The sequence below is a fragment of the Methylomonas koyamae genome (assembly GCF_006483455.1).
GTDB lineage: Bacteria > Pseudomonadota > Gammaproteobacteria > Methylococcales > Methylomonadaceae > Methylomonas > Methylomonas koyamae_B.
The window spans coordinates 87,442-104,453 of record NZ_PPPU01000029.1 but is presented as its reverse complement, the minus strand read 5'-3'; the positions used below and the strand labels follow the sequence as shown (position 1 = coordinate 104,453).

Below are 17,012 nucleotides of genomic sequence, written 5' to 3'. Positions count from 1 at the left end.
ATCGAGATATAAGGGTGGGTACGCTAGTGCCCACGCGTTAAAGCCTTGAAAGTGGCGGACAAAGCTTTTCTGTCCGCGGATAAGAGGAATAGTCCCAATGCCGCGTGGGCACAAAAACCGCGCCCACCCTACTGGACTTCATTGGTAGATGACGAACGCAAATTGCAGCACACAAATGATCACAAGTTGAATTCGACAGTTAGCTTTCCCGATGACGACGACCTACGAGACCAAACTGCAAAGGCATCTACTACTAACGCCAATACAGAGTCCTGCTCACCAGCTAGCTCGGGCGGAATGCGAATGCGTGACACGAAAACTGTTGTGTCATAAATCTGGTCGTCATTCTTTACGTATCTCTGAGCTTGATGTCCGCCTCCACCACACTCCAAATGTACCTTAGCCTCTTCGTAGATAAGGACATACATCTCGGGGATCTCAAATGACCCACCACCCAGAGCTTTGAAAATCACGCTCTTGTCTTCATTGACTACCCAATTACCGTACTTAAGCAAGATAGTTTCATCAAATTCCTTGCCGTTCCAATCTTTGATTCCAAATTGGCGAATTAACGATAGATCACTCTCGGTGATCTTCTCGTATCGCAATTTCGAGTTGTGGGAGAGGCTTGCATCAAAGGTAAGTATCTTCACTATCCGGCCCTCAAATTGATGTCACCCAACAAGTAATTAAAGAGTTTCTGTATATCGCCCAAGTATGCGGAATATACGACATGCCACCAATAAAATAACCGCCAGTAAAACTCACCCGGCCCTCTCAATCATCCCCTCAACCTGCTTGGCGAACGCTTTCAAATCGCCTTTCTTGACCGTGGCGCGCGGAATGACGATGGCTGCGTCGATATCGACGTAGATGTAGACGTAATCCTTGTGCTTTTCGACCCGCAGCATGTCTTTCCACGGGGTTTTGCTTTTGCCGCCGGGGGCGCGTTCCTGCAGGAATTCCGGTTCGATCGTCAAATGGTGCATGCCGAACAGGGCTTTTTTCTCCGCTTCGGTGTATTTGTTGAAAAACTGCCGGCGCATGTCGATCTTCATGATAAACGGCGAGGCAATTGCCCAGGCCAGCGCCAACACCGTGATGTAGGCGGTGGTTTTCATGTCCACGTAATACACGTAGTAAAACAGCGCAATCGCCATCATCACGCCCGGCGCGAAGATGCGGTTCTGGCGGATTTTTTTCTGCATTTCCGGGTCGCTTTTCAGGCGCAGTTCGTTGAAATGGACCAGATCTTCTTCGCGGAATTCGTATTCGATATCTAACATGGATAAGCTCGGTTAAGGGATTAATGCATTTTCATTTTGGCGTGGGTGCTGCGCCGGAACAGGTTCGACAAGGTCAGCATCGCGGTGCGGAAATAGCCGTGGATCGCTACCTGGTGCATTTTGTACAAGGACAGATACACCATGTAGGCGATGAAACCGCCGACGCTGACGGTGCCCATCAAACTGCCCATCAGGCTGCCGACGGTGCTGAATTTGCCCAGCGACACCAGCGAGCCGTAGTCGCGGTAGACGAATTTGACGCCCGGTTTGCCTTTCAGGCGATTGACGATGCTCTTGGCGACGGCCGATGCCATTTGATGGGCGGATTGGGCGCGCGGCGGCACGTTGCCGCCATGGCCGACCCATTCGCAGGCGGCGCAATCGCCGATCGCAAAGATATCCGGATCGCTGGTTTGCAGGGTTTGGTCGACCACCAATTGATTGATGTGGTTGGTTTCCAGGCCGTCCAGGTTTTTCATCCAGTCCGGCGCCTTGATGCCGGCCGCCCAGACTTTTAAATCCGCTTCGAACACTTCGCCGTCGTAGGTGTGCACCTCGGTTTCGGTCACTTCGGTAACTTTACGGCCCAGTTTCAGCTGAATACCGAGTTTGATCAGTTGCTCTTGGGTAGCCTGCGACAAGCGCGGCGGCAACGCCGGTAACAACTGGGTGGCGGCTTCGATGATGGTGATGTTGACGTCTATCGACCCCTCTAAGCCGTAAGTGGCCAGTAATTTGGTCACGTGGTGCAGCTCGGCGGACAATTCCACCCCCGTCGCCCCGGCGCCAATAATCACGATAGACAACGGCTTGTCGCGCTGACGACTCTGGTTGGCGTAGGACTGCACGTAGTAGGTTTCCACCAACTGTTTCTGGAAACGGAAAGCTTCCTTGGTGGTATCGATGAATCGACAATATTTATCGACGCCCTTAATGCCGAATGTATTGCTGACGCTGCCGACCGCCATTACCAGCGTGTCGTACTTGAACCGGCGTTGCGGAATGATCTCTTCGCCTTGCTTATTGGTAATCGAGCTGACGATGATTTCCTTGTTTGCCCGATTTAACGCTTCCATTTTGCCGAACAGGAAACGGAAATGATTGCTGTGCGCCTGAGCCATGTACTCGATTTCTTCGGCTTCGGCCAACGTACCTGAGGCCACCTCGTGCAATAAAGGCTTCCAGATATGAGTCGATGCGGCGTCAAGTAAGGTAATTTCGGCCTTGCCGACTTTACCGAGCTTTTGCCCCAGTTCCGTGGCCAATTCCAAACCGGCCGCGCCACCGCCGACGATCAATATCTTGTGTTTTTCCGCCATGCTGTTCCCCCACGAGTGATGCCCGGCCTTAACCAGTTACAGAATGCGCTGTCCCTGCATTATTTTGAATTCCCTAGCTCGCGGCATTATAACCAATCGCATCCCGGCTGGCCGATTTTGACGGACTGCGCCGCGCGCCGACGCAGGAGTAGCGTTCCAGCCCATGCGGACGGCACGAGTTTTTAATAAACCGTTAAGTTTGGCAAACGACCATGCCGCCGAGTCCTTTGGAAAAGGACCGACTATGTTCAACCACTTAAATTACGACATGGCTTCGAAATATCTGCCGCTGAGGCTACTGGCTTCGATAGTATTACTGGCCGGATGCGCCTCCGAACCGCCGCTGCCGCCTTCGGATTCGCAGGCACAATTACCGTCTTACCGCGATCAGGCGCTGTATAACCAGCCTTACACGGTAAAAGGCAAAACTTATTTTCCGTTGCTGAGCCGGCACGGTTACCGGGAAGTCGGGCTGGCGTCCTGGTACGGCGCCGAATCGGGCGACCGCACCGCCAACGGCAACCGTTTCAAACCCAACGGCCTGACCGCCGCCCACAAGACGCTGCCGATACCGTCCAAAGTTAGGGTCACCAATCTGGCAAACGGCCGCCATATCGATGTCACGGTCAACGACCGCGGCCCGTTCGTCGCCGATCGCTTGATCGACTTATCGCACGGCGCCGCCAAACGCATCGGCGTTAACGGCTTGGCGCAAGTGTCGGTGGAAATTCTGGATGCCTCGCCCGGCTCGCGCTGAGCGGGGCGAAGTCGAAACATAACCGCGCGGTAGCGGTTAATCAAGGCGGTTAGCGGAACACTCGTCGCCGGGCTGCGATAAAACCGGCAAGCGCCGAACCGAATAGCCAGACCGCTCCCGGCAGCGGCACGACCTGCACCGCGGCATTCACGCTATCCGGCGCGAAGTCGGAAATCTGGCCGAAACCGGCCGGTTGCGAACCGTCCCGCGGCCACAGGTTCCAGGTATATCCGGACTTACTGAAACCGGCGGACGGCAGCCAACTGCCCAAGATATCCAGACTCAATTTAGCGCCGTCGATTACGGCCGTACCTGCTGCGAACGGCGTCGAAACGACCGGTTGCGGCACTAACAGATTCACCGCGCCGCTGCCGTTGGTATTGATCACGACTACCGAGTCGAACAATACATTCGGCAGACCGCTCGCCGCAAAGCGGCCGGTGCCGGCGCAGCGGTCGAAACCCAATACGTAAAGGCCGCCGGGGGAAGTGCCGATTGCAGCGGCAAAGGTGCTTTCGAAATGAAACACATCGGTTTGCGGGTTGTAAGTGACCGATGCGCTAACCACATCCAAATCGCCGGCCTTACTGCCGGCATATCCGGCCAGATAGTCGCCGGTGGCATCGTTCACTACACTGGCTTGTGCCAGTGCCGAAGCGCTGAACATCACTGCGGCCACTAGTCGTTTTACAGTTGTCAATCTCATATTTCCGTCCTCTTTGGTGAATATCAATCGAATGCGGCGACCGACGCTAACCCGCGAATCGCCCATAGGTCTGACTGGTTTATCGGTTTCGGCATGAAGTTGCCGGGAGGGAGCGCGCCGTTCTGAATTCGCAAGGCAATGGAAACCAAACCCGGCGTCGCTCTAACGTTAATTCCCGGCAAGAGCCGGAAGTTCAAACCGGCGACAAATCAACGGTAGACAAACGTACCCCGATACCAATAAGTAAGGCCCCACCACGGATGGCGGATTTCGAAGTCCAAATAAAATCGGTCGGCTGCGGTGGCATGCTCCCTGATCGTTGCCGAGCCCAATAATAACCAGTCAGGGATCGGCACGACCCAATTGCCGCATTGCCAGAAGTGGCCCAGGCTGCGGTAGACCAAATCGCCGTTTTCGACCGTGACCCGCAAGCACAGGCCGAAACCGAAGCCGATGTATTCGGCCAATTCGTTTTTGGCGACATAAACCATCCGCGAATTGAAGCAATCGCTGCGGCCGTCCGGGTAATCCAGCCTGCGCCGCCAGCTTAGCCCAGCGGCATCCGCGGTTTTATCCACTTCGGCATGCGCCGCCGACGCCGACCACAACAATAAGCCGCTGAACAGATGGATTAGCCAGATTAACGGAAACAGGTAAGCCGGATAGCCGATCTGCATCGTGCCGGCCAATCCGCTTCGTTCGCCATCGCCGATCCGGTAATGGCGTTGAATCGCTTCCGGCAATTGTTGCCAATCGTTACCTAACACCTGTTGCATCAATGGTTTAAACATGGCTCAACTCCACAGCGAATTGTGAAACACCATCAGTGTGGTGATGCCGATCATGCCGAAAAACGCCGGCACTCCCAGCCATAACCAGATTTTGGCGTAATAGTGGTAGATCGACGGCAACGGCCGGCCTTGAGCCAGCGAATCGGCGGCGATATCGCGCATCCGGATTTGCAACACCACGACCGGCAGCCAGCACAAGCCGGTGAGCAGATACAGCAACACCGTCCACCACAACCAACCTTCGCCGAACGAGGTCGATAACTGCTCGGCCAGCAACACGCCGGTCAGCGGCTGAATGATGACGGTCGGTGTGGTGAACCACCAGTCCGCCAGCACCACGTGCTTGCTGGTAACGGCAATCGCCGCATGATCGCCGGTTTTGTCGGCCATCACTTTGTAGAACACCGTGCCGGAACCCAGGCCGAACAACACGATTGCGCTCAAGATGTGAATCAATTTCAAGGTCAAATAAGTCATGGCCGCTCTCCTTCCAAGATCCGGTAAACCAGCAAACACATTAAAAACGTTAGATTTTTCAATAACGGCCCGAACGGATGGAACACGAACTCCGGTAGCCGCCAGGCCACCACCAGGCTATATCCCAGCACGATATAAAACTGGCACAGCAACAGTGCGGGTAAGCGTATCCGCGCCAGGGTCATCAAACCCATTGCGATGTCCAGCGCCGCCAAACCGTATAGCATCAGCGGCGCGGCGATGCCGCTGATGCCGGTCGCCGCCAGCAAGGCGTAGCTGGCCTGATGCGGATAGAAAAATAGCGAGGTGATGCCGCTCCACAGCCAGACCAAGGCAATGCTCCAGCCCAGCAATGGCCGCAAAAAGTACAAATTGGCATGCCAGCGTTCAGCTTGAGACGCATCTTCGGCGAATATCCGCTTTGCACTCCGCGGCGGCCGGCCCAATAGCTCGATCAACGGCGCCGGATCGGCTGTGCTACCGCGTTGCAACATCGCCAGGTTGTCCCGGCTCAGTATCGGTTCCGCCAATGCGCGGCCAAAGCCGGCGCCAATCGCCGCGTAGCGTTGCGGCAGGTGCCATGCGCCGGCTCGGGATTTACCCAGACGCAGCCTGAGGGCTTGCAGCCAATCGGCGTAACTGATGGGTTCCGGGCCGACCAACGCGATCGTTCGCCGCCCGCCGCAGTAGGGTTGCAGGCAGCGGCATACCGCGGCGGCGACATCGTCGACGTATATCGGTTGCAGCATCTGCATGCCGCCATCCGGTAACAGATGCACCGGCAGGGCCGCCAAGGCCTGGAATAAGGCATGGCTGCGGCCGCCGGGGCCGTAAACCAGCGACGGTTGCAACACAAACCAATCCAAGGGCAGTTCGCGCAATGCATCGTCGGCGGCTTTCTTGCTCAAGTGGTACGCCGAGGCGGCCTGATCGTCGACACCTAAGGCCGAGAGTTGCACGATCTTGCTAACGCCGGCCATGGCGCCGGCCCGAAATAGTGCAATGGGACTTTGGTTATGTAATTGCTGAAAACTTTGCCGCGGACCGGGGGCGATGATGCCGACGCAATTGACGATCGCATCGATGCCTTGCAACTGCGGTAACCAGTTTTCGATTTGGTCAGCCTCGGCAATATCCAGCGCCAGCGGCGTCAGCAGCGGACTTTCAAGCCGCAAACGCTGCGGCCGCCGGCAGCACGCCGTGACGCGGTGCCCCTGCTCCAATAACGCCAGCGCAATCGCACGGCCGATAAACCCGGTCGCGCCGGTTAACAGGATGTTCATAACCGCCTCCCGCGCACCGGTTCTGAAATTGGCGGACAGACCAGCCGCAGGCGAGGTAAACACCAATTGCTCAGTGAAAAATTCATGGCTTTGCTCCAAAAGTTGAGGGCGGGCTCAGCTTAAGCCGAGCCAAAGGCCGTAACTTCCGGAGTGATAGGACTGGAATAAAAAATTCCGCGTTAAAATTAAACCTATCAATTACAACAGGTTATCGTCTTACAAAATGATAAAAACGGAGTTCTTGCTGGATTCAGGAAGGCGGTGTCGAGTGAACTTTCCGGTACTGCCCCGGCGCCATGCCGACAATTTCCCGAAATGCGGCATAAAAATTGGATTGTGTGCTAAACCCCACCGTCAGCCCGATCGACAATACCGACGCCTCCGGTTCGGTGACGAGCAGCTGTTTGGCGTCTTCGATGCGCTGTTCGCGGATATAGCGGGAAAAGCCCTGGCGAAATTCGGTATTGATCAGTTCCGACAATTGGTGCTGGCTCAACGTCAATTGCTCGGCCAGCAAGGCCAGATTCAAGGTATCCAGCCGATAGAGTTTGTCTTGCCGCATCAAGCGCTCCAGCTCGGCCAGCTTCTTCGGTTTATCCACGTTTTTCAAGGTCGATTCGGCGTACGCCGCCTGCACGGCCTCCGCCACGTCGGCGGTAATCGCCGGGAAACGCAACAAGGTCAGCGTCACGGCAAAAAACGCCAGGCCGACCAATATGCTGTAGGCCTGGATGAAATCGGCCGTCGCTAACAGCGGCCAGATGAATCCCAACACCAATACGGCAACCGCAATCGCGAACAAGGTTGCGAGCGCGACCAGTTCCAGCCGAAACCGCCGGCGTTCCGCACGCAAGCGGTACACGGCATGTGCCAGCCAGATCAAATACGCGCTGCCCAGCAAAAATGCGCCGGGCACTGCGAGCGGTTGCGGCAATAAGGGGCAGAACGGCAACGGCGAGGCGTGCAACAGATCTCGCCAACGGTATTGCACGTCGGCCTGCAGCAGATGCCGGCTGAAGAAGTAAAAACTGGGAGCGACCAGATAAAGCGCTACCCAATAAGCCGCCGCATGCAGAACATCGAAAGCCTGAGTCAGCCAAGCCAGGTGCGCAGTTTGGATCGCGACCAAACCGGCAATCAGCACGAATCCGGCACATCGCGCAGGCCAAAATAGAGACTCACGGCTTTGCAACAAATTGCCGGCAACCAGCAGCAGGGCTGCGCCGAACGAGAATCCGATACTTAACAGGGCTGCAATCTGCATCAAAACCGCCGAAATCGCAAAATCCAGAGTTTAGCGGCTATCGGCCGATCCGCCATTTGCAGATCGGTCCGGACTACCGCCGGCCGGTGTTAGCCGCTACAATCGCTCGATCCAATTCAGCGGAAACGGCTATGGCTTTAGCGGAAAAATTACACCTGAGCGTTGCGGACTACCTGCAAGGCGAGTTGCTCAGCGACATCAAGCACGAATATATCAACGGCGAAGTTTATGCGATGGTTGGCGTTAAACGCGCTCACGATACCGTTGCGACGAATCTGATTGCCTTTTTGCATCACCATTTACGCGGTACACCTTGCCGTGTGCATTCCGGAGAAATGAAAGTCCGCGTCCAAACCGCCAGCGACGACTGTTTCTTCTACCCGGATCTGCACGTGACCTGTTCGGCGGCGGATACGGCAGAACATTACAACAGCCGGCCGAAACTGATCATCGAAGTCTTGTCCGACGCGACCGAACGCTACGACCGGGCCGAGAAATTCCACCATTACCGAAAGCTGGAAAGCCTGGAAGAATACGTCCTGGTCGCCCAAGACACGCAACGCGTCGAATGTTACCGCCGTAGCGAACAATGGGATTTGCAGCTTTACCAAGCTGGCGAGCAGGTCAGGTTCGAATCGGTCGGGTTCGAATTGCCGGTCAAGGAGATTTATGAAGGCGTCGAATTTGGCGAACCGGCAACGTCAGCCGCCTCGACTTAAACCAAGAATGACTAAGCGACGCCCTCGAACCGGTGGGCAATCCCCTGCATCACCAGAATCAATACGACGCCGGCCAGGATAAAACCGATCTGCTGCAGCGAGGTTTTGATGTCGGTCTTTTGATGTAAAGACGGAATCAGATCGGCCACGGCGATATAGATAAAGCTCGACGCGGCCAGCGTCAAAAAATAAGGCAGGACGTCGTGCAAATCGCCGAGGCTGAAATAGGCCAGCACACCGCCGATCACCGTGGCCAGACTGGCCAGGATGTTGTAAAACAAGGCCTCGCCGCGGCGGTAGCCGCTGTGCAGCAGAATCGCGAAATCGCCGACTTCCTGCGGAATTTCGTGGGCGGCCACGGCCAGGCTGGTGACGATGCCGAGCTGGACGTCGGTCAGAAACGCTGCACCGATCAACACGCCGTCGACGAAATTATGAATGCCGTCGCCGAGGATGATGAACATGCCGGCCGGCCGGTGGCCGGCTTGAGCGCCGTGGCTGTGGCCATGGTGGTGGTGGTCGTGAGAATCTTCGCCGTGCGCCTCGCAGGCGTTGGAATGGCAGTGGCGCCAGACCAGCAGTTTTTCCAACACGAAAAAACCGAGAATGCCGGCCAGGATGGTCGCCGACAGCGTCGATAATTGTTGCGGCTGTACTTCCTCGAAGGCATGCGGGATCAAGCCGCAAAATGCCCCGGTCAACAACGCGCCGATGGCGAAGCTGATGCCGTGCGGTAACACGTTTTTTTGCTGAGCTTCCGGCAACAGCAAAAACACGGCTGCCGCCAGTACGCTCAAAACCCCGCCCAATGCGGTAAACAAAACGATAAACAGCAATACGCTCAAGAAACTCTCCAGATCAAACTGGCCATGCGGCCCGTGGCGGCACCGTCGCGGCGGTAGGAGTAAAATCGGGCCGGATCGGCCACGGTGCAATAATCGCCGCCGAACACCCGCTCCACGCCCAGCCCGGCCAGTTGCCGGCGCGCCAGTTGGTAAATATCGGCCAGCCATTTGCCGGGGCCATGGGCGGTGAACGCTGACGCGTGGCGGGCGTCGTCGGCCAAAAACGCCTCGCGCACCTCGGCACCGACTTCGAAATGCTGCGGACCGATCGCCGGCCCCAGCCAGACCGAGACCTCGCGGCAAGCCATGCCGTGCAGGGTCTGGCCGATCACGCCGGCCCGCAAGCCGCGCCAACCGGCATGCGCCGCGGCGATTTTTTCGCCGCCGTCGCCGCAAAACAATACCGGCAGGCAATCGGCGGTCAACACCGCGCAGACCACTCCGCTTCGGTCGGTATAGCTGGCGTCGGCGGTCGCTAGGCCCTGCACTTGGTCGGCCTTGACCGCATCGATGCCGTGCACCTGTTGCAACCAGACCGGTTCGGCCGGCAAATCCAGCAGCTCGCGGATGATCTGCCGGTTACGTTGCACATGTTGCGGATCGTCGTTGACGTGGCCGGCCGGATTCAGGCTGGCGTAGCTGCCGATGCTGACGCCGCCGCTACGCAAAGTGACTGCCGCCCGCACATTGGCCGGCAACGACCAATCAGGCTTGATCCAGTTCATTTTCGCCCAGTAACTTGATCAGATTGGCCATGTCCTCCGGCAGCTCTTGCTCCCATTCGCAATAGTCGCCGGTTTCCGGGTGCTCCAGCCCCAGCTTGGCCGCATGCAGGGCCTGGCGCTTGAAATTGCGTAGCGCTTCGGCCAAGGCCGGGCCGCAATCGGCCGGCATTTGAAAGCGGCCGCCATAGACCGGATCGCCGACCAAGGGGTAATTGATATGGGCCATATGCACCCGGATCTGGTGGGTGCGGCCGGTTTCCAGTTTGCAGCGGATCAAGGTGTGGCGTTTGAAGCGCTGCTCCAGCCGGTAATGGGTAATCGCTTCCTTACCGTCGCGCCGCACTGCGTTGCGTTTGCGGTCCACCGGATGGCGGCCGATTGGCGCGTTGACGGTGCCGCCAGCGGTCATCCAGCCTTTGACCAAAGCCAGGTATTCGCGGTGAATGGTGCGTTCCTGCAGTTGTTCGACCAGGCTGTTATGCGCTTGCAAGGTCTTGGCCACCATCAGCAAGCCGCTGGTGTCCTTGTCGATCCGATGCACGATGCCGGCGCGGGGCAGAGTTTCCAGTTGCGGCGCATGGTTCAGCAAGGCGTTGACCAGCGTGCCGTCCCAATTGCCCACCGCCGGGTGCACGACCAGGCCGGCCGGCTTGTTGACGATCAGCAGCGAGGCGTCTTCGTATTTGATGTCTAACGGAATTTCCTGGGCGGCATATTCGATAACCCGCTCGGCTTCCGCGTCGAGTTCGATTTCTTCGCCGCCGTCCAGCTTTTCGCGGCCCTTCATGACCTCGCCGTCCACCAGCACCCGGCCGGCCTTGATCCAGGTTTGCAATTTACTGCGCGAATAATCGGGGAACACCTCGGCCAAACACTGGTCCAGCCGCATACCCGCCAGTTCCTCGGGAACCCTTGCCGTCAATATCGTCATAGTCGTTTTTAAGTTATACTCGCGGCCCAAATGCTGCCAAATGCCGCAAAAAACCAACAATATTACAACGTGTTGATAAACGTATGCGATTAGTTTTAGTAAAAACCGTTTTCGCCGCCAGCCTGATTGTGCTGTTGCCGGCGTGCGAAACCTTGGAAGCATTTTCCGGCAAGGGCTCGTCCAGCGAGAAGGAAGAGGAATACGCCGGCTGGGACGACAAAACCTTCCATGAAAAAGCCAAGGAAGCGCTGGACAACAAAAACTACTCAAAGGCGGTGACGCTGTACGAAGCGCTGGAATCGCGCTACCCGTTCGGCGACTACGCCGCCCAAGCCCAACTCAACGTCGCTTACGCTTACTACAAGAACGACGATCCGGAAGCCGCGATTGCCGCCGCCGACCGCTTCATCAAGATCCATCCTCGCAATCCGAAAGTCGATTACGCCTATTATCTGAAAGGCTTGATCAACTATAACCGCGGCATCGGCTTTATCGACCGCTTTTTGCCGACCGACTCCTCGCAACGCGATCCCGGCCCGGCCAAAGACGCTTACGACAACTTCCAGGAACTGATCCGCCGCTATCCGAATAGCGAATACGCCGCCGACGCCAAGCTGCGCATGGTCGCGCTGCGCAACAACATGGCGATGTACGAAGTCCACGTTGCCGATTACTACATGCGGCGCAAAGCCTACATCGCCGCCGTCAACCGCGCCAATTACATCGTCAAGGAATATCAGCGTACCCCGGCAGTACCGTTCGCGCTGCAAATCATGCAGGACGGCTATCGCCAATTAGGCATGGATGAACTGGCCACCGACGCCGAGCGCGTGTTCAAACTGAACTACCCGAACGGTGCGCCGCAAGGCAACTACAAGGACGAAGGCGCAATTCAAAAACTTTGGGATGCGATGGGCCTGGACCAATAAGCGGTTGAGCGCTTTATCCGTTTTAATCCGATGCGGCGGGCTGGGCTTGTTGCTCGGTTACGCTGCCGGCGGCGGCGCAGCGCCGCCGCCGTTGTTTCAAAACCGCTTCTTCCCGCTGTCGCAAACCAACGAACTGTTGTGCGCGACCAGCCAACAGCAATACACCCCGACCGCGGCGCTGGCCGACATCATCCGGTTCTACGAAGCCGAACATCCCGGCCTGCGCAGCCAGGCCGTCGCAGTATTGACCGACCATAAAAACCAGGACCACCTGGACGACCTGGCCGATTACCGCGAAGACTGCACCGGTAACGCCGCCGGCGAGCTGTGCGTGCTGGAAAAATACTGGGGTGACCGCGAAGCCGCCTGGCGGGCGCTGGCCTTGTTTTACGATACCAAAACCGTGGTCAAGCACAGCGACGACTATCGCTACGAAGTGAAGCGCTTCTCCGTCGACCATTTACGCATCTTCGAAAAAGCCATCCGCAAGATTCCGGCCTTTCTGCGGCAAAGCATCAGCAAGGCCAAGCCGGTGGAAAAACTGGAACAGGAAATCGCCGACAAGCCCACGGCGATGCAGCAACTGATCCGCGACGCGTTTCAGGAAGATTACAAAAACAGCATCTGGCAGGACCACACCCATCCTCTGACGCTGGTGCCCGGCATCGGTTTTCGCTCGCAGACCGTGGCCCAGGTGTTCAGCGGCCAGAATCTGATCGTGTTTACCGTCAAGGCCTTCGACAAGGGCAAGGAAGGCGGCAGCTACCGCGACATCGGCGTGGAGTACCTGGTCGATTTCCGGCTGCCGATCGTGGTGCACGAGATCGCCCATACCATCGACAATTTTCATTTCTGGAACGGCGAGGACGACCTCTACTTCTTTTACAAGTACCACAAGATTTCCAACGACGCCGAGATCATGAAAATCATCGCCGAAGCCCAGTTGGCGCTGTGGCCGTCGAAATGGTTCGAAGCGTTCGAGTATCTGGGTGAAGTCAATCAGGGCCGCTACGACGGCAACACCCAGGAAAAGCTGGCGGAACTGGTCGCGCAATACGTGTTGATTCCGGAACGCCTGCAACAAAGCGCGCCGGCCGCTTACCGCTGGCTGCGCGACGATATTTTCCGCGGCATCGAATACCAGGGCTACGACCACTGCGATCGGCCGCTGACCAAGCCGCTGAATTGGTGGCAATACGCCACCGGCAAGATGCTGGGCCAATAAGCGCTTTGTGCTATGCTGCCGGCGTTTTTCCAGTCCATTTCCGCCCGTTAGCCATGAAAAAACCGCAAACCTTGTCGCTGCAAGAACAACTGTTGAAATCCGGCCTGTCCAACGACGCCAAACTAAAGCAGGTCAAAGCCGAAAAGCGCAAGCAAACCAAACTGGAGCGCAATAACGGCGTCGAGATTGTCGACGAAGTGAAACTGAGCGCGGAACAATTGCGCCAGCAACAGGCCGAACGCGACCGGGAATTGAACCGGCAACGCAAGCTGGCCGAAGAACAGAAAGCGTTGGCGGCGCAGATCAAGCAAATCGTCGACTTGAACCGCATCGCCCAGGACGCCAACGGCGTGGCCTATAACTTTACCGACGTCAACAAAGTCAAAACCCTGTACGTCTCTGAAAAAGTCCGCGACGCCTTGAGCAGCGGCCGGGCCGGCATTGCCAAAACGGAAAACCGTTACGAAATCGTCCCGGCCGAAGTGGCGCGAAAAATCCAGCAACGCGATGCGACCAGCGTGGTAGTGTTGAATGACGCCAACCACGACATTGCCGTGGAAGACGACCCTTACGCGGCGTATCAGATTCCGGACGATTTGATGTGGTAGCCCGCTAGCCGAGAAGCGACATCGCCCGCCCCCAGCGGCCGCTATAACTGAGCCGACTGTCAGTCGCTGCTTTCGCCCTGCATCGCCAATGCCGCCTGATATAGCGGCTTCTTGCGCTGGCCGGTGATCTCCACCGCCAGCGCCACAGCAGTTTTGATCGAACATTCCTGCAGCAACAACGCCAATATTCGCCGCTCTTCGTCGCTGATCAAATCGGATTTTTCCGCCGGCGGGCTCCCGGCAACCACGACGACGAACTCGCCTTTGCGCATATTTTCGTCGGCTTGCACTCGCGCCAACACCTCGCTCAAGCCACCGTCGGCGATGGTTTCGTGCAGTTTGGTAATTTCGCGCGCCACGACAATGCGATGGTCTACCGGAAACACGCTCAACATGTCCTCCAGCGCCGCCTGAATCCGGTGGCTGGACTCGTAAAAGGCCCAGGTCGATTCGTCGGCCAGCTTGTCTCGAAAAAATTCGCGCCGGGCCGAGCCGGTGCGCGGCAGAAAACCCTCGAAACTGAAACGACTGGTCGGCAACCCGGCCACCGACAATGCGGCGATCAAGGCGCAGGCACCCGGTATCGGCGTTACCTCGATGCCGTGCTGGCGGGCCAGTTTGACCAGCGGCAGCCCCGGATCGCTGATGATCGGCGTGCCGGCGTCGGAAACCAGCGCGACGGATTGACCCTGCTGCATCCGCTCCACCAGCCCTTGCGAGGCTTTGTCCTCGTTGTGTTGGTGCAAGGAGGTCAGCGGCTTGTTGACACCGTAATGCGAAAGCAACATCTTGACATGCCGGGTGTCTTCGGCGGCGATCAGATCCACTTGTTTCAATACTTCCAAGGCCCGGAAGCTGAAATCGGCCAGATTACCTATCGGCGTGGCAACCACGTATAATTTTCCGTACATTTGTTTTTCCAGGCCCTCTCATGTCCGCATCTAAACTGGGCGCCATTATGCCGCGTCGCTTGCCGAGCTGCTGTTTTTTCGGCCTGCTGCTGCTCAGCGCCTGTGCCGGGGAACCGCCGGCCCGCAAACCGCAATTCGAAGTCAAGCCGCCGGCCAGCGCCAAACGGCCGAAACCGGCGGAAGCCTCGGCTGCCGCGCGCAGCTACCGCTTGCAAGACAGCCGCAGCGGAGTGCGATTGCTGGATGCCGATACCCGCCTGCAAGCCGGCGACAGTGCCGGCGCCCGCCAGGCCCTGGACGCAGTCAACCCGGCCGAACTCAATCCGGAACAAACCAGTAAATACAAACTGATCGACGGCCAGATTGCGCTGAGCATGGGCGATGCCGAAACCGCGGTGCGCAAATTGGAAGGGGTAAGGCCGGCGGTGCTGGCGGAAACGGACCAGATCGCCTATTACCAGTCGATGGCTTTTGCCCAGTCATTGCTCGGCGATGTGCTGGCCGGCGTGCGGATGCGGTTGAAGCTGGGCCGGCTGTTGACCGACCGCGACCGGCAAAAGCAGAACATCATCGCCATTCTCGACGCCCTCAGCGTATTGCCGAGCGAAACCCTGAGCACGACCGCCTCGGTCGCCGACGAACTGAGCGGCTGGATGGCGCTGGCCAAAATTCTGAAACAGCGCAATATGCCGGGCTTCGATAGCGCCGGCCAAATCCAGCAATGGAAGCAAACCTTTCCCGGCCATCCGGCCAATGCCGACTACCTGCAAGCCTATCTGAACGGCGCGCCGGCCGTCGCCGCAGAAGCCGCGCCCGAGCCGGACCAGCAAACGCCGCAACCGGCGGCGACTGCGGCCAGCGGCCCGCTGATCGCGGTACTGCTGCCCAATTCCGGCCAGTATGCGACGGCCGGCAAGGCGATCAGAAACGGCCTGGCCACCGCCTATCGCCTGGCGGCCAGTGCCGCGCCGCAACCGGCCTTGAAATATTACGACAGCGACAGCGGCGACATCGTCGCGCTCTACAAACAAGCCGTCGCCGACGGCGCCAAACAGGTGATCGGCCCGTTGGTGAAGGAGCAGATTCAGACCCTGGCCGACAGCGGCGACCTGAGCGTGCCGGTGCTGGCCTTGAACCATGTCGAGAACCTGAGTAAAGCCAACCTCTACCAATTCGGCCTGAGCCCGATCGACGACGCCGAACAGTTGGTATTGAAAGCTCGCCGCGACGGTTTGCAGAACGCCGTGCTGTTGACCCCGGAAACGCCGCAAGGCCAACGTATCCGCCATTATCTGATGTCGGCCTGGCAAGCGGCCGGCGGCGCCGTACTTGGGGTACAGAGTTACGATCCGAAATCGCGCGACTTCAGCGCCGTGGTCAAAGCCCTGCTGGCGCCGAGCGTGAATACTGCCGGCGCGAAACAGACTTTGGCCGTATTCATCAGCGCCGGACCGGAACAGGCGCGGGAGATTGCGCCGCAACTGCGCTATAGCCAAAGCAGCGAGCTTGCGGTTTACGCGATGCCCAACATCTACAGCGGCCGCCCCAATCCGGCCAAAGATACCGATTTGGGCAAAATCACGTTTTGCGATGTACCCTGGCTGTTCGGCGAGGTCTACGGCGGACCGCTCAGCCAGCAGGCGTTGCAAAGCGCCTGGCAAGGCCTGAGCGACAGCCAAATCAAACTGGTGGCGCTGGGTGTCGATGCCTTCAACGTATTGGGTCAATTAGGCCAACTGGGTACCGCGTCTTATCCCGGCGCTACCGGCCGTTTATCTTTAAACGGCGAAAACCGCATTACCCGCAAATTGGCCTGTGCCGAATTCAAGGCCGGGGTACCGGCTGCGGCCGCTTACCTCGAATAATGCTGTTCGGCAAACCCAAACCGGCCCATCTGCAAAAAGGCGCCGGCGCCGAACAAAGGGCGGCCACCCACCTGCAACAACAAGGCCTGCAACTGGTCTGCAGCAATTTCCGCTGCAAGCACGGCGAGCTGGATCTGGTGATGCGCGACGGCGCCGTGCTGGTCATCGTCGAAGTCCGCTACCGCAAATCGGAGCAATTCGGCGGCGCGTTGGCCAGTATTACCGCGCAAAAGCAGGCGCGCATCGTCGCGGCCACGCAACACTATGTCATAATCAACAACCTGAGCCATTGCGCGATCCGTTTCGATGTCGTGGCAATCTCCGGCGATAACCGCCTCAATTGGATCAAAAACGCGTTTCAAACCTGAACT

The 17,012-nt window shown here is 57.8% G+C and carries 19 protein-coding genes; 7 read left to right on the top strand and 12 right to left on the bottom strand.

Going from position 1 to position 17,012, the window contains the following annotated elements; translation table 11 throughout:
- Positions 1-179 precede the first annotated feature (179 nt).
- The 3 genes from C2U68_RS16135 to C2U68_RS16125 all read right to left on the bottom strand — a co-directional run bounded on the left by C2U68_RS16135 (position 180) and on the right by C2U68_RS16125 (position 2,605).
- The gene (locus tag C2U68_RS16135; protein ID WP_140913500.1) at positions 180-653 is read right to left on the bottom strand and encodes a hypothetical protein; all 474 of its coding nucleotides are present in this window, start codon (positions 651-653) and stop codon (positions 180-182) included.
- Positions 654-764: 111 nt separating this feature from the next.
- Positions 765-1,286: a YcxB family protein gene (locus C2U68_RS16130; RefSeq protein WP_140913499.1), complete on the bottom strand. Its 522-nt coding sequence runs from the start codon at positions 1,284-1,286 to the stop codon at positions 765-767.
- 20 nt (positions 1,287-1,306) lie between these two features.
- On the bottom strand, positions 1,307-2,605 hold the full coding sequence (locus C2U68_RS16125) for an NAD(P)/FAD-dependent oxidoreductase (RefSeq protein ID WP_140913498.1): 1,299 nt from the start codon (positions 2,603-2,605) through the stop codon (positions 1,307-1,309).
- Positions 2,606-2,849: 244 nt separating this feature from the next.
- On the opposite strand from C2U68_RS16125, the gene C2U68_RS16120 reads away from it, so the two are divergent.
- A complete protein-coding gene (locus C2U68_RS16120) occupies positions 2,850-3,362 on the top strand; it encodes a septal ring lytic transglycosylase RlpA family protein (protein WP_140913497.1) in 513 nt (170 codons plus the stop codon).
- A gap of 49 nt (positions 3,363-3,411) precedes the next feature.
- Here the strand turns inward: C2U68_RS16120 and C2U68_RS16115 are convergent, their stop codons facing one another.
- The 5 genes from C2U68_RS16115 to C2U68_RS16095 form a co-directional block, all read right to left on the bottom strand.
- On the bottom strand, positions 3,412-4,068 hold the full coding sequence (locus C2U68_RS16115) for a PEP-CTERM sorting domain-containing protein (RefSeq protein ID WP_140913496.1): 657 nt from the start codon (positions 4,066-4,068) through the stop codon (positions 3,412-3,414).
- Between the two features lie 209 nt (positions 4,069-4,277).
- The gene (locus tag C2U68_RS16110; protein ID WP_260839374.1) at positions 4,278-4,859 is read right to left on the bottom strand and encodes a DUF4166 domain-containing protein; all 582 of its coding nucleotides are present in this window, start codon (positions 4,857-4,859) and stop codon (positions 4,278-4,280) included.
- A 3-nt stretch (positions 4,860-4,862) separates the two neighbouring features.
- Positions 4,863-5,336: a DUF2269 family protein gene (locus C2U68_RS16105; protein WP_140913495.1), complete on the bottom strand. Its 474-nt coding sequence runs from the start codon at positions 5,334-5,336 to the stop codon at positions 4,863-4,865.
- Positions 5,333-6,619: an NAD(P)H-binding protein gene (locus C2U68_RS16100; RefSeq protein ID WP_140913494.1), complete on the bottom strand. Its 1,287-nt coding sequence runs from the start codon at positions 6,617-6,619 to the stop codon at positions 5,333-5,335. Before C2U68_RS16100 ends, C2U68_RS16105 begins: the two co-directional genes overlap by 4 nt.
- 250 nt (positions 6,620-6,869) lie before the next feature.
- Positions 6,870-7,883, bottom strand: a complete 1,014-nt coding sequence (locus tag C2U68_RS16095) for a helix-turn-helix transcriptional regulator (RefSeq protein ID WP_140913493.1) — start codon at positions 7,881-7,883, stop codon at positions 6,870-6,872.
- 131 nt (positions 7,884-8,014) lie between these two features.
- Here C2U68_RS16095 and C2U68_RS16090 point away from each other — a divergent pair, with 131 nt between their 5' ends.
- The gene (locus tag C2U68_RS16090; RefSeq protein WP_140913492.1) at positions 8,015-8,602 is read left to right on the top strand and encodes a Uma2 family endonuclease; all 588 of its coding nucleotides are present in this window, start codon (positions 8,015-8,017) and stop codon (positions 8,600-8,602) included.
- 11 nt (positions 8,603-8,613) lie between these two features.
- On the opposite strand, the gene C2U68_RS16085 is transcribed toward C2U68_RS16090, so the two are convergent.
- From C2U68_RS16085 to rluD, 3 genes are read right to left on the bottom strand one after another with little or no spacing between them, the layout of a single operon-like run.
- Positions 8,614-9,447: a ZIP family metal transporter gene (locus C2U68_RS16085; protein ID WP_140913491.1), complete on the bottom strand. Its 834-nt coding sequence runs from the start codon at positions 9,445-9,447 to the stop codon at positions 8,614-8,616.
- Entirely contained in the window at positions 9,444-10,172 is a 729-nt protein-coding gene (gene pgeF / locus C2U68_RS16080) for a peptidoglycan editing factor PgeF (RefSeq protein WP_140913490.1), read from the bottom strand. The genes C2U68_RS16085 and pgeF overlap by 4 nt, the downstream gene beginning before the upstream one ends.
- On the bottom strand, positions 10,153-11,103 hold the full coding sequence (gene rluD / locus C2U68_RS16075) for a 23S rRNA pseudouridine(1911/1915/1917) synthase RluD (protein WP_140913489.1): 951 nt from the start codon (positions 11,101-11,103) through the stop codon (positions 10,153-10,155). The genes pgeF and rluD overlap by 20 nt, the downstream gene beginning before the upstream one ends.
- A gap of 83 nt (positions 11,104-11,186) precedes the next feature.
- Here rluD and C2U68_RS16070 point away from each other — a divergent pair, with 83 nt between their 5' ends.
- The 3 genes from C2U68_RS16070 to C2U68_RS16060 are packed head-to-tail and all read left to right on the top strand — an operon-like array spanning position 11,187 to position 13,865.
- Complete coding sequence (locus C2U68_RS16070) at positions 11,187-12,032, top strand: outer membrane protein assembly factor BamD (protein ID WP_140913488.1); 846 nt, start codon at positions 11,187-11,189, stop codon at positions 12,030-12,032.
- 4 nt (positions 12,033-12,036) lie between these two features.
- The gene (locus tag C2U68_RS16065; RefSeq protein ID WP_260839373.1) at positions 12,037-13,257 is read left to right on the top strand and encodes a hypothetical protein; all 1,221 of its coding nucleotides are present in this window, start codon (positions 12,037-12,039) and stop codon (positions 13,255-13,257) included.
- A 53-nt stretch (positions 13,258-13,310) separates the two neighbouring features.
- The gene (locus C2U68_RS16060) at positions 13,311-13,865 is read left to right on the top strand and encodes a DUF2058 domain-containing protein (RefSeq protein ID WP_140913487.1); all 555 of its coding nucleotides are present in this window, start codon (positions 13,311-13,313) and stop codon (positions 13,863-13,865) included.
- Between the two features lie 59 nt (positions 13,866-13,924).
- Here the strand turns inward: C2U68_RS16060 and rsmI are convergent, their stop codons facing one another.
- Positions 13,925-14,776: a 16S rRNA (cytidine(1402)-2'-O)-methyltransferase gene (gene rsmI, locus C2U68_RS16055; RefSeq protein WP_140913486.1), complete on the bottom strand. Its 852-nt coding sequence runs from the start codon at positions 14,774-14,776 to the stop codon at positions 13,925-13,927.
- A 20-nt stretch (positions 14,777-14,796) separates the two neighbouring features.
- Here rsmI and C2U68_RS16050 point away from each other — a divergent pair, with 20 nt between their 5' ends.
- Both C2U68_RS16050 and C2U68_RS16045 read left to right on the top strand, forming a co-directional pair.
- Positions 14,797-16,641: a penicillin-binding protein activator gene (locus C2U68_RS16050; protein WP_140913485.1), complete on the top strand. Its 1,845-nt coding sequence runs from the start codon at positions 14,797-14,799 to the stop codon at positions 16,639-16,641.
- A complete protein-coding gene (locus C2U68_RS16045; RefSeq protein ID WP_140913484.1) occupies positions 16,641-17,009 on the top strand; it encodes a YraN family protein in 369 nt (122 codons plus the stop codon). Before C2U68_RS16050 ends, C2U68_RS16045 begins: the two co-directional genes overlap by 1 nt.
- The last annotated feature ends 3 nt before the right edge of the window (positions 17,010-17,012 follow it).